This is a genomic window from Polynucleobacter sp. MWH-UH19D (assembly GCF_040409795.1).
In the GTDB taxonomy this organism is placed as follows: Bacteria; Pseudomonadota; Gammaproteobacteria; order Burkholderiales; family Burkholderiaceae; genus Polynucleobacter.
In genome coordinates this window covers 1,140,856-1,153,319 of sequence record NZ_CP099571.1, presented here as the reverse complement: position 1 = coordinate 1,153,319, position 12,464 = coordinate 1,140,856, and the positions used below count along the sequence as shown (strand labels likewise).

General features: G+C 45.4%; 12 protein-coding genes. 3 read left to right on the top strand and 9 right to left on the bottom strand.

Annotated features, from left to right (window positions below; genetic code table 11):
* Window positions 1-10: 10 nt before the first annotated feature.
* The 3 genes from NHB34_RS05835 to NHB34_RS05825 all read right to left on the bottom strand — a co-directional run bounded on the left by NHB34_RS05835 (window position 11) and on the right by NHB34_RS05825 (window position 2,188).
* A complete protein-coding gene (locus NHB34_RS05835) occupies window positions 11-463 on the bottom strand; it encodes a phosphate-starvation-inducible PsiE family protein (protein ID WP_353426705.1) in 453 nt (150 codons plus the stop codon).
* A 108-nt stretch (window positions 464-571) separates the two neighbouring features.
* Entirely contained in the window at window positions 572-1,846 is a 1,275-nt protein-coding gene (locus NHB34_RS05830) for an NAD(P)/FAD-dependent oxidoreductase (RefSeq protein WP_353426704.1), read from the bottom strand.
* Window positions 1,847-1,855: 9 nt separating this feature from the next.
* Window positions 1,856-2,188 carry a c-type cytochrome gene (locus NHB34_RS05825; RefSeq protein ID WP_353426703.1) on the bottom strand — a complete coding sequence of 111 codons (333 nt, stop codon included), beginning with the start codon at window positions 2,186-2,188 and terminating at the stop codon, window positions 1,856-1,858.
* 186 nt (window positions 2,189-2,374) lie between these two features.
* On the opposite strand from NHB34_RS05825, the gene NHB34_RS05820 reads away from it, so the two are divergent.
* Genes NHB34_RS05820 through NHB34_RS05810 form a run of 3 tightly spaced genes read left to right on the top strand, consistent with a single transcriptional unit; the run spans window position 2,375 to window position 5,996 of the window.
* On the top strand, window positions 2,375-4,096 hold the full coding sequence (locus NHB34_RS05820; RefSeq protein ID WP_353426702.1) for a phospholipid carrier-dependent glycosyltransferase: 1,722 nt from the start codon (window positions 2,375-2,377) through the stop codon (window positions 4,094-4,096).
* The gene (locus NHB34_RS05815; RefSeq protein ID WP_353426701.1) at window positions 4,093-5,376 is read left to right on the top strand and encodes a sialidase family protein; all 1,284 of its coding nucleotides are present in this window, start codon (window positions 4,093-4,095) and stop codon (window positions 5,374-5,376) included. Before NHB34_RS05820 ends, NHB34_RS05815 begins: the two co-directional genes overlap by 4 nt.
* On the top strand, window positions 5,373-5,996 hold the full coding sequence (locus tag NHB34_RS05810; protein ID WP_353426700.1) for a hypothetical protein: 624 nt from the start codon (window positions 5,373-5,375) through the stop codon (window positions 5,994-5,996). The genes NHB34_RS05815 and NHB34_RS05810 overlap by 4 nt, the downstream gene beginning before the upstream one ends.
* Before the next feature lie 77 nt (window positions 5,997-6,073).
* On the opposite strand, the gene NHB34_RS05805 is transcribed toward NHB34_RS05810, so the two are convergent.
* From NHB34_RS05805 to fabI, 6 genes are all read right to left on the bottom strand, one after another.
* Complete coding sequence (locus NHB34_RS05805) at window positions 6,074-7,063, bottom strand: tripartite tricarboxylate transporter substrate-binding protein (RefSeq protein WP_353426698.1); 990 nt, start codon at window positions 7,061-7,063, stop codon at window positions 6,074-6,076.
* A gap of 68 nt (window positions 7,064-7,131) precedes the next feature.
* A complete protein-coding gene (locus NHB34_RS05800; RefSeq protein WP_353426697.1) occupies window positions 7,132-7,977 on the bottom strand; it encodes a CoA ester lyase in 846 nt (281 codons plus the stop codon).
* Window positions 7,978-8,003: 26 nt separating this feature from the next.
* A complete protein-coding gene (locus NHB34_RS05795; RefSeq protein ID WP_353426696.1) occupies window positions 8,004-9,380 on the bottom strand; it encodes an MmgE/PrpD family protein in 1,377 nt (458 codons plus the stop codon).
* Window positions 9,381-9,402: 22 nt separating this feature from the next.
* Entirely contained in the window at window positions 9,403-10,287 is an 885-nt protein-coding gene (locus NHB34_RS05790; RefSeq protein ID WP_353426695.1) for a MaoC family dehydratase N-terminal domain-containing protein, read from the bottom strand.
* Between the two features lie 44 nt (window positions 10,288-10,331).
* The gene (gene chrA / locus NHB34_RS05785; protein WP_353426694.1) at window positions 10,332-11,660 is read right to left on the bottom strand and encodes a chromate efflux transporter; all 1,329 of its coding nucleotides are present in this window, start codon (window positions 11,658-11,660) and stop codon (window positions 10,332-10,334) included.
* Window positions 11,657-12,442: an enoyl-ACP reductase FabI gene (gene fabI, locus NHB34_RS05780; RefSeq protein WP_215317584.1), complete on the bottom strand. Its 786-nt coding sequence runs from the start codon at window positions 12,440-12,442 to the stop codon at window positions 11,657-11,659. Before fabI ends, chrA begins: the two co-directional genes overlap by 4 nt.
* Window positions 12,443-12,464 lie beyond the last annotated feature (22 nt).

The following is a 12,464-nucleotide window of genomic DNA, read 5'->3' as shown; positions in this document are numbered from 1 at the left end:
ATTCTAGAGCCTACTCGTTATCGCTGTGGCGACTAGGGAACTTAAAGGACGCATAACGCACGACAGCGTTGGCCAAAGCTAAAACAAGGATGGTGATTCCCATTAGCAGAATAGCCATATCTGCTTCATGTTTGGTATTTACCAGGTCAATAATTAATCGCGTTACTGCGGTAATGGCAACATAAATGAGGAAGCGTACTGGCATGTGGTTGGTTTTGAAGTAAATTCCAACCATGGCGCCAATTTCAAGATAAATAAATAGAAGCAGCAAATCTTCAATTGAGGCGGAGCCTTTTCCAACCATCCCCAAAAATGCAACTGCTGCTGACCAAACTGTTGCAGCGCCAATGCCAAATAAGGCAATGCGATGAAAGAGTGATACAAATAAATTACCAATAGGTACGGTCCACCGCTCAATGGCGGCTTCAATTTTGGTCGCGTCCTTTGGGGATGATGGCGTCATATTCGGTCTCCTGCATTTTTGTTATTAATCCTAGTATAGGTATTGCAGTGAATAAGTAAATAAAAATAGGGGCTTATTAGCCCCTATTTTTATGAGTGTTGACTTAGATCAACCTAATGCATCAGCCCATATATTATGAGCCCAGCCCCATGCGTAAACGCCTTCCAGCGTTGAAGGTGAGGGTGAAAGCCCTCCAGAGCCAGGAACGGTCTTAAATGTTTTTTCTGCAGTGTTGTACTGGTGCACGCTTGCTACGTGAACAACTTCACGATCATTCACAAAGCTATAGCAGGTATTGGTGAGCACTGGCGCAGGATTGACTTCCCAACCACTCAATTCAGCAACAATTGCCGCAGCCGCAACTTTGGCATGTTGATTGGCCATATGACCTGACTTGGGCATTAGGGGTGCAACCTGAATTGAGTCACCAAGCACGTGTATATCTTTTTGTGCGGTTGATTCAAAATTGATGTAGTTGACATTAACCCAGCGACCATTGGCATTTGCAAGACCCGTTTTAACCGCAATCTCACCAGCACTCATGGCAGGCAGTAGATTTAAGACATCTGCTTTTACATCATCTTGAATTTCAAACTTGATGGTTTTGGTCTTTGCATCTACCGCAGTGACATTATGTTTTGGTCGATATTCGATCATGCCAGCGTATTGCTCGGCCCAAACTTTTTTGAAGAGGCCGCCCTTAGAGGTCACATCTTGGTTGGCATCTAAGATGAGCACCTTAGATTTAGGCTTATTCTTTTTGAGGTAATTTGCAACTTGGCAAGCACGCTCGTACGGTCCAGGAGGGCAGCGGTATGGGGCCTCTGGAATGCTAATTGCGTAAGTGCCACCATCGCGCATGGCTGCAAGTTGCTTGTGAAGTGCGATCGTTTCGGGGCCAGCCTTCCAAGCTTGTAATGTAATTCCTGCCTTATTGGCTTGAGCTAAGCCTTCGATGCTGTTCATCATGAGGGCGACGCCAGGTGAAACAACCACTTTGTCGTAGCGTAAGGTTTTGCCAGAGGCAAGCTTGACAGTTTTTTTATCTGGATCAATGCTGCTAACGCTATCTTGAATCATTTTTACACCATGCCGCTTAGCAAGATTGTCATAAGGGCTTGTGATTTCAGCTAGCGTTCGGGAGCCACCTACTACCAAATTGGACAGGGGGCATGATACAAAAGAGGCGTTGGGTTCTATTAGCGTGACATTTGCGGTATTGTTTGAAAAAAGACGTAAGTACTTCGCAGCTGTAGCGCCACCATAGCCACCACCGATAACGAGTATTTCTGCTTTTTGGAGATTAGCGCGAGCCTGTCCAGAAAAGCCTGAGAGTAAGCCTAGCGCTGCTGCGCTTTGTCCAATAAAGTGTCGACGATTCATTTTAGGCTCCTATTTATTTCCCAATTGCTTGGCAATGATTTCAAGTTGCTCATCTGAGTAACCTTTGGCGAGTTGGGGCATGATGGTGCCCTCCCGTGCGCCAGATTTAAATGCTTTGAGTTGACTCAGAATTTGCTCGCTAGTCAGATTGTTGATTAATGGCATACCACCATCAGGTACACCCTTGCCATCTGTGCCATGGCAATTAGCGCAGGTTGCAGCCAGTCCGCGGTGATAAAGATTGGTTGCATCTGCAGACTGTGCTTGAGCTAGATGTGAAATAAAGAAAAGGCTCAAAAAACCTAAAAGGTATAAAGGGGGCTTTGTTTGCTTCCATTGCATGAGAACAATCTCCATTTAATTGGCACCCAAATTGTTGGATAACCTTGTTTATCAAGCTTGCTCTATCTTAATCAAGAACTAGCAAAAGTGAACGATCTTTTAAGATGAATTTTCTATAAGCTCATATCCAATTTGGGTTTATCCCTATTTTTCGTCAGCATACCTCTGCACCTATAAACTATAGGCATGCGTGGTTCATTTACTCTTCGATATGCCTTGTTGACCCTGGTTTTGGCCGTCTTTGCCTACCTGTATGGTCTAAATAGTCGTTTTGCCCCAAAAAATGGGGACGAGTACCCTTATATGCATATCGTCAGAATGACGGCGGATTCTGGTTCGTGGCTGCCACTTCAATCTGGAATGGACGGCATCAAAAATACCAAGCCACCACTGATCTTTTGGCAAGGAATTGCTAGTACTCATTGGGCAAGTAGCTGGAGTTTGGAGAGCTTGCGTTGGCCTAGCGTGCTTTATACCGCACTAACCGCATTATTACTTTTTATATCGGTCAGACGTTTTAGCGGAAAAACTCAGACAGGTATTCTTGCTGCATTGGTTTGGCTATCTTTTTTTGCAACCTATCGCTATGGCCGTCCATTTCTTACAGATCCTCCGGAGGTGTTTTGGTTAAGCCTTCCGTTTTTTACACTCTTATATTGGGGTAAGACTGCATTGGAGTCCAAGTTACTATTTCCAGTATTTGCAGGCATTTGTTTAGGTTTTGCTTTATTTGCAAAATCGTTCGCTTACATAGTTCCTGCGTCATTTGCACTAGGTCTGTATTACTGGTACTGGCGACAGTGGAGTATTCCTCAGGCTCTGATTCGAGATCTCTATAAATTAATATTACTTGCCATCATCGCATTGGGTATTTTCTCCTTGTGGTTTACTCTTGATCCAAATCCAGAGGCTGTTTGGCGAGAATTTGTACTAGGTGAGAATGCAGGAAAGTTCTCAGCTCGTAGCACCAATTATTTTGTTGAATTCATTCGGGGTGGCGACAGTATTTGGATGTTGTTACTGACTACATTGGCAAATGCTGGGCTTTTCGTCTTTGTGTTGATTTCAACACTTTTACAGTGTTGGCGCGGGCGGCGATTCTTGTTAGTTGAAGAGACGCTCTTACTTTTACTGATCGGCTCGTTCCTGCTGGTATTTAGTTTGCCAAGTCAACGTTCCGGTCGCTACCTGCTACCAGTAATGCCTGCATTTGCCGCTTTGATTGCATTGCATTGGGATCGTTTGCCTTTATGGGGATTCCGGATTGCGCTCGTGTTGCAAGCAATCCTACTCGGGTTATTGGTATGGCTTGGAATGAATCTGCAGGGCCTTGTATTTTCAGAAGGTTCGGGAATTTGGCAATATCACCCTCTGCATTGGGTTCTCATGGGGTTGGGTATCTTGCTTGCGATAGTCGGATTCATTCGGCGTGCGCAGTGCAAGTCGTTTGCTTTAATGGGCTGCTTCCTGGTGTATTGTGGCTTGACTAGTAGCCTAGTTCCGCTTGAGGGAGAGTTAGGGCGCTTTTCTGCTGAGACTATTCATCGTGTACAAGACAAAGATGTGTGGATTCCATGCGACTATCGAGCAAAGGATGAGGAGTATCGCTTGCTACTTCCAGGCGCTCAATTGCATGGCTATCCTGCTAAAGATGCTGGCGAAATAGAGAGCCTTACCAAGTCCTATCCAATTGTTGCAGTTCATTCCCCATTGGGTTCAATGCCTGCTTTATGCGACTCATGCCAGTTATTGGGGCATCGTATGGAAATGAAAGCACGACATTCTGATGAGGCAATTAAAGAGATGCTTAGGGGAAAAATTAGTGAGCATCTCTTTGTGACGGAGTATTTGATTGCGACTGCAGCAGCTAAACCCGATTTGATTAGCATCAAGGATGCGTGCAGATGAGTCGCATACTGGCATATTGCTTTTTGCTATTAGCGGCGGTACTCGGATTCATTCATATTGATGGTCGTCCAGCTTGGGCACCTTTTGCGATGAATGAAGAAGCTTGGATAGAGCCTACAGAATTAAATGCAGATAAATCAATAGATGCAAGATCAGCAACAAAATCAGCCTATACAAAAGTAAAGCCTGCCACTCATGGAGCGACTCCAAGTCCAGTGATGGATTGGTTGCCAGATACAGGAGCTGCTTCCGTGCATGCAGCCTCTTTAATTGCTTTGAAGAATGGCGGTGTTCGAGCTTTTTGGTTTGCCGGTAGCCGTGAAGGCGCGGCCGATGTAGTAATTAATACCGCGGTATGGAATCCAACATCACGTGAGTGGGGGGATTCAAGTGTAGTGATCGATCGGATAAGTGCTGAAAAAGGTTTATCGCGCTATATTGCAAAACTTGGGAATCCCGTTCCTGCTCGACTTGCAGATGGTCGACTGCAGCTATTCTTTGTAACGGTATCAATTGGTGGTTGGGCCGGCAGCTCAATATCAACCATGTTCTCGGAAGATGAGGGGCTTACATGGACTCGCCCTCAGCGTCTCATTACCTCACCATTTTTTAATCTCAGTACTTTAGTCAAGTCACCAAGCTTGGCATTTGTAGATGGCCGTTTGGGACTGCCAGCCTATCATGAGTGGATTGGTCGCTTTGGTGAATTTCTGAGATTGGATGCCGATCAAGTACTTGATAAAAAGCGCATGAGTTCGGGGCGTGGATCGATACAACCGATTGTGTTTGTAAATGATGCTCAGGGCGCAAGTGCTTTTTTTAGACAAACACGCGGCACAGGAAAGCCAAAGCAAATTCCTGTAAGCACCACTCAAAATGCAGGGGAATCTTGGCAACCTTTCGATGATTTAGAGATTTCTAATCCAAACTCTGCAATAGGAGGAGTCCTGCTACGAAACGGAGCGCGTTTATTAGCTCTCAATAATATTGAAACTGGTCGCTATCGTTTGGTATTGATGATGAGCAATCCTGGTTCGGATGCATGGCATATTGTTGAAACCATTGAAGATGATGAGGCGTTATCAGAGCAAGAGCGTAGGGAATTCTCTTATCCATATTTAATAAGTGTGCACGGAGATGATGCGCATTTAGTGTACACCTGGGGTCGCAAAAAAATTCGACATGCTTATTTCTCTGGTGCATGGCTTGATCGTGCATACAAGCAACTGGCAGTCGATGGTCAAAAACAATCCGCCAGTAAATCGGGGGAGGTCAAATGACAAATGCTCTCATGCAAACCATTGCGCTAGTGGAAATGTCGATTACATGCTCAGTATTGGTGCTTTTGTTACTCCAGGCTATTACTAGAAATACCATCCCATTCACTTTTAAAGCAATGTCCGTTTTGATATTGGCAAATCTATTTTTTTGGCCACTAGGGCTCTCACTGGCTTTGCCCTTAGCTGCTTACGTTCGCGGGGTGATTGGAGATTTGAGTATTGTGACTTCCTTATTACTATGGAGCACTCTATTACCCAATCATCAAGCCGTTCCATCCCCTGTTAAATGGTGTATTGCTATTGTGGCAATTGGGTTTTATCCATTTGCTTTGGGCATAACCATGTTTGACCCATACGCTTGGGGTTATGGATCTAATGCTTTTCTAATTGGCGTTTTAGTCTTTGCAGTATTGCTTGGGCTTGCTGGTTGGCTTAAGGGCATTTGGATCATTGGCTTTGCTGTTATTGCATGGAGCTTGCATTTGCATGAATCTAGCAATCTATGGGATTACTTATTAGATCCCACTTTAGCTATTTGGGCGCTCATGTCTTTATGCAAAGAAATACTTAAGCAGCGAAAAGAAAGGGCGCGTTCGGGATATTTATTTAGACCAGGATAATTCACGGCGAATCCAGAATATTTATCGATAACAAAAAAGCCAGCATGATGCTGGCTTTTTCATAAGGGCAAATGGTATTAATCCGGAATGTTTGTCTTGCGAATCACAGGCCCCCAAACATTGATCTCCTTATCGAGATGATCTTTAAGTCCTTTGGCTGAAATTTTATCGGCCGGAACAATATCGATATTCGCATCTTCTAAACGTTTTTTTACATCCGGAGTATTTAATGCTTTTTTCAAGGCGGCATTAATTTTGTCCAGTATTGGTTGTGGAGTGCCTTTGGGTGCATATACGCCATGCCAAACTTTAACTTCAAAGCCTTTTAGGCCTTGCTCATTTAAGGTTGGAACATTTGGAATTGCGGGCAAACGTTTCATGGTTGTTGTGCCAAATGCCTTAACGCGTCCATCTTTGATATAGGGAATAGTTTGCGTTGTTTGGTCGCACAAGAGATCAACCTGACCGCCGAGCAAATCGGTTAATGCAGGACCAGTACCTTTGTAAGGAACATTGGTTAGCTTCACGCCTAGACGACTTTGAAACAATAAACCGCAAAGCTGTGAGACTGCGCCAGGGCCTGCATTTGCCATGGTGACTCTAGTGCCGTTTGCTTTGATATATGCCTCAAGTTCTTTAAAGTTGTTTGCTGGCAAATCTTTTTTACCCAACAAAACCATTGGCACATCAGCAACTTGCCCGATGTATTCAAAGCTTGTCATTGGATCATATGGGAGTTTGTCATACAAAGCTTGTGCGGTAGCCATGCCCATATGATGAATATAAATTGTGTAACCATCGGGCGCGGCACGTGCCACCTTGGTTGAGGCAATGGTGCCGCCAGCGCCTGGTACGTTTTCAACTACAACAGTTTGTCCAAGAGCCTGACCCATTGGAACAGCAATTAAGCGAGCGATCGAATCAGTTGGACCGCCTGCAGCAAAAGGAACTATTAGTTGAATTGATTTTGTTGGCCAGTCGGCTTGCGCCATTGCACTGGTAGTCAGCAATGCACCTGTAGCTAATGCAGTGGCTATTCCAGTCAATACAAGTTTTTTTAATTTCATTATGGTCTCCAAATATTCGTGGTACTAATAAGTTCTGAATTTTAATTTATTGATTGAAATATAAGATCTTAGTGTTTACCAGCAATTGCTAATGTTCTTTTGGCTAAAAGTACTACTGGACGATCAATCATCTTCCCATCCAGCTTCACGGCCCCACCTTTGGAGGCATGATCAGCTTCAATCACTCTTTGTGCCCAGTGTATTTCTTCCTCTGTAGGCATAAATGCAGTCTGAACGATAGGAACTTGTTTGGGGTGGATACATAGTTTTGCACCAAAACCCATGCGTTTGGCGCGTTCGGCATCATCGGTGATGCGAGCTAGATCGTCTGTGGATGGTGTAACCCCATCAACTGGAGGGGTAATTTGCGCAAGTCGGGATGCAAGAACGATTTGATAGCGCGCGGTTTGCAATTCCGATTCTTGTGGATCGCAAATCATGCCAAGATCAGCTTGTAAATCTAAATTCCCTAATGCTAGTCGTAGTACTTGATTAGAATTTGCGATCTCATTGACCTTGTATAGGCCAACGGCAGTTTCAATCATTGGAATGATGGCGGTCTTTGGCAATATGAGCGCGGCGCCATTAATTTGATCTAAAGATTCACTCTTGGGAATCAGGATGCAGGCAACCTGGAGATCTTGAGCCAAGATTAAATCGGCTGAATAAAACTTTGAACCAGGTGAGTTTGTACGAATCACTAAACGCTTCTTTTGTTCCTCTGAAAACTGTGGCCATGCTGACCGTATTGCAGCGCGCGCGGTTTCTTTATCCTCTTCCGCTACTGCATCTTCTAGATCCAATATAACGGCACTAGCGCCACTGTCTAGTGCTTTTAGAAAGCGCTCTGGTCGAGTGCCAGGAACAAATAAAAAGTTGGAGCTAAAACCAAGGGGGGTATTGAGCGGGTTCATATGAGATAGAGCTTAGTAATCGAAAGTTATGTATTGGGTAGTAGTTTGCTAATCGACTTTTGCTTGCGAATATTCCACAGCAGATCAATCGCCTTATTCATTTCATCTGGATTAGCGCCACCGCTAAATGCAGCAAGCCGAAGGGCTTTATCTGTAATTTCAGCGCGAGAAAGGGTGTTGCCTGGATCACCTTTGGGTTCATCTACTCGACCATCAAGTACTTGACCGTTCTGAAGATGCACTTTGACCTTGCCTATCCAGCGTTGTGGATAGGCAGAGTCCACCTCGGGATCTAATGTCATGGTTACGCGGTCTCGAAATTCGCAAATTGCATCATCATGAAAGTGTTGATCGAATTCTTGTAAGCCCGCAAATTGATAGTGTGCAATCAATGCCAGTACAGTTCCCATTGAAAATTTCGATTGATGAACAGTACTAGGATCTGTTACGGGTCCCAAGACATCAATCGCAGCCTGATGAACTAGAGTTTCTACCTTTGCGATATCACTGGGCTTGAGTTTGTGAGCGAGGATCACTTGTAACAGAGCATCAGCAGCGGGGTGGGTATGACGACAGGATGCATGGTATTTGAAGCTGGTTTCTGCTAGAGCCCAGCGGGTACCCAGTCTATCGACCAGTTTGCTTGGAACCGCATCAGTTGACATGCCAGCTGCTAAGCCTTGTTTGCCTTCCAAAATATGCTGTGCGCCAGTAAAGCCAGACTTGGCAATATAAGCAGACATCAAGCCAGTAGAGGCGGCATGAGCGGTGTGTAATTGTTTGGAGTCAGCAGCGTCTCGCAGAAATTCCCAAAGACCGGCAGATTGTGTTCCCGCTGAACCAAAGGCGTGCAGCATTTGATCTGGATTGAGTTTGAGTAATCGTCCAACAGTTGCGGCAGCAGCAATGGTACCTGCGGTACCTGTCGTATGAAACACTTTGTAATGTGATCGACCCAAAAATTCTCCGACCCGGATGCCGACTTCATATCCAGCAACCGCAGCAACAATGAGATCTTCTCCAGATGCGCTAATTGATTGTGCGCAGGCCAATGCCGGGGGGAATACTACGGTAGCAGGATGAAATACTGAACCGTTATGCACATCATCTTGCTCAGCCACATGGGATGCTGCAGCATTAGCCATTGCAGCTAAAAATGGGCTCGATGTTTTGCGGCTGATCAGGATTTCCGATGGTCCAATATGAGATGCGTCAAACCCGCCCATTTGCAGTGCAAACTGGGTAATCGTTTCAACAGGTCGCGAGCCTTTGCCGGCAATTGCGGAACCAAACCAGTCAACCAAAAGATCTTCTGCTCTGGCAATAACATCAGTGGGGATGTCAGAGATTTTGAGGTTTGCCGCAAATGCAGCTAGCTCACGAGAGAAATGTTCGGTTGTCATATTCAGTTATCAAATTCGATTTTCAGGCAAGAACCGCAGTCGCTTGCATAGTGAGCCAGCCATCGTGGTCTTGCGCCCAAATGGCAATCGTTTTGCCAGATGGATCTTTTTCAATATCGGGCTTGGCATTCACTTTAAAGATATTGATGTCAAAAGTAGGGCGTATCGCGCGGAATTCAAAACTCTTGAGTTTGCATCCTGGAATACTTTGGCGTACCAAATCCACCAGCAGTGTTGCAATCAAAGGGCCATGCACGATGAGGCCTGGATAGCCCTCGACCTCAGTGACATATTTGCGATCGTAATGAATGCGATGGCCATTAAAGGTGAGTGCGGAGTAACGAAACAATAGAACGTCATCTGGTGTGATGGTCTCACTCCATTTGGCATCGCTTGGGGCAGGTGTTGGTGCAACCGGCTTGTCATCTGGACCCGGAGCATCGCGGTAAACAATGTCATGCTCTTCAATGATTGCTAAACCTTTTTGATTGGATATTTCATGTTTGACCAATACGAAAATCAAATCTCCTGTGCGGCCCGATTTATGAGTAACCGATTCAATTTTGGAAACACGTTGAATCTCATCACCAACGGCTAATGGTGCTAGCCATTGCACGCGGCTGCCTGCCCACATCCTGCGAGGCAGTGGAACAGGGGGTAAAAATCCACCACGCTTTGGATGTCCATCAGGGCCAATTTCAGATTGGCGAGCATGGGGTAAAAAATAGAGCCAGTGCCAAAGCTCGGGCAAGAAGGTGCCTTTACTTGGATCAGCATCATGTCTATCTAATGTTGCTGAAAGAGCGCGCACTGGCGCAGCGGTAACGGTGTCCACAAGGGTCTCGGTTTTGCCGAGCCACTCTTGTAGGTGGGTAATGGTTTGAGGTTCGATTCGCATAACTTCCATTATGCCAATCTTAGAAAAAATGCTATTGCGCTAGGTCATCCATGCTACAGGCCTATTAAGTAAGCTAAAAGACCAGCAAGAGCACAGCAACTTAAAACAGTCATAACGCCTTTTTGAAACTGAAATAAGGCAAGAGATGCAAGCATGCAAATTAAAACAGACAACCAAGAGATAGATCCACCAATCCCATGAGGAAAGAACACATGATAGGCAAAAAATAAGCCTAGATTGACAATGACTCCAACAACAGCGGCGGTAATTGCAGTGAGCGGCGCAGTAAAGCTAAGCTTGCCGTGGGTTGACTCGACTAGGGGTCCACCAACCAAGATAAAGAAGAAAGATGGCAAAAACGTAAACCATGTTGCTACGCACGCTCCAATAACACCAAACCAGAACGGGTTGCTATTGCCAATCAAATGTTGAATGTGTCCAGCTAGGTAACCAACAAAAGCGACCACCATAATAAGAGGGCCTGGCGTAGTTTCCCCCAAAGCAAGCCCATCAATCATTTGGTTTGCGCTTAACCAATGGAAGTGATCAACCGCGCCTTGATAAACGTATGGCAATACCGCGTATGCGCCACCAAACGTTAAGAATGCTGCCTTAGTAAAGAACCAGGCGATATTGGGGTAAAGCGTCTTCCACCCAAATAGTAAGATAAGCATTGCGATGGGGATGAGCCAGCAGCACAAAGCAATTGCACTATGCAAAAGCGTATTTTGAAGATGAAATTGCGCGTATGTTGGTGTTGGGGTGTTGTCATCAATGATGGCAGCACCATAATGCGCAAGCTCTTTATTGTTATGACTTGATTGTTGAAAATTTTCTGGGTAGCGTTTACCACCCCAGTAGCCAACAGCAGCTGCAATCAACACAATGATCGGGAAGGACAAGTTCAATATGAAGATTGCTAAAAAAGAGCATAGGGCAATCCATTTCAATGCGGCATTATGAATCGTTCGTTTACCAATACGAACGGCCGCATGTAAGACGATGGCAGTTACTGCTGGTTTAATGCCAAAGAAAATAGCGGCAATCCATGGCACTTGACCAAACGTAATGTATACCCAAGAAAGCGCAATTAATATGAGCAGCGATGGGAGAACAAATAGGCTGCCGGCTAGAATGCCGCCCCAACTTCGATGCATGAGCCAGCCAATATAAGTAACCAGTTGCTGCGCCTCGGGTCCCGGCAACAGCATGCAGTAATTTAGGGCATGCAAAAAGCGCCGCTCTGAAATCCAGCGACGCTTTTCTACTAACTCTTGATGTAGGACTGCAATTTGTCCTGCTGGACCCCCAAAACTAATAAAGCCGAGTTTGGTCCAAAATTTGAGGGCTTCGCGAAGACTAATGGTTGAGGGTGAACTCAAGCCTCTTCCATTCCACCAATCACTTGGCTAAAGCCGTTATCAACGTAAATGATTTCTGCGGTGATACCGTTTGCTAAATCAGATAACAAGAAAGCGGCAGTGTTACCCACATCATCAATCGTGACATTGCGGCGGAGTGGCGCAGTTTGCTCAACTGCTTCCAAAATTTTGCCAAAGCCCTTGATACCTGAGGCTGCCAAGGTCTTAATTGGGCCGGCAGAAATACCATTAGCACGAATGCCTTTGGGTCCAACAGAGCCTGCCAGGTAGCGCACCGATGCTTCAAGCGATGCTTTGGCCAAACCCATGGTGTTGTAGTTCGGCACATTTTTCATTGAGCCAAGATAGGTCAATGTGAGCAAGGAAGACTTATCGCGCAACATCGGCAATGCTTCTTTTGCCATTGCTGGAAAACTGTAAGCAGAAATGTCATGAGCAATTTTGAAGCCTTCGCGTGAGAGACCATCTAAAAAGTCACCGGCAATTGCTTCACGTGGCGCAAAGCCGATGGCATGTACAAAGCCGTCAAACTGTGGCCAAGATTTTGCTAAATCTTTAAATAAGGCCGAAATTTGCTCATCGCTACCAACGTCACAGTCAAAAATCAGCTCAGAATTAAATTCTTTCGCAAAATCCACGATGCGGTCCTTAAAGCGCTCGCCGACATAGGTGAAGGCAAGTTCAGCCCCTTCACGGTGGCAGGCTTTAGCGATGCCATAGGCAATTGAGCGGTTAGAAAGAAGGCCGGTAATGAGGATTTTTTTGCCAGCGAGAAAGCCCATGTTGTGTCCTTTGCTTCAAATA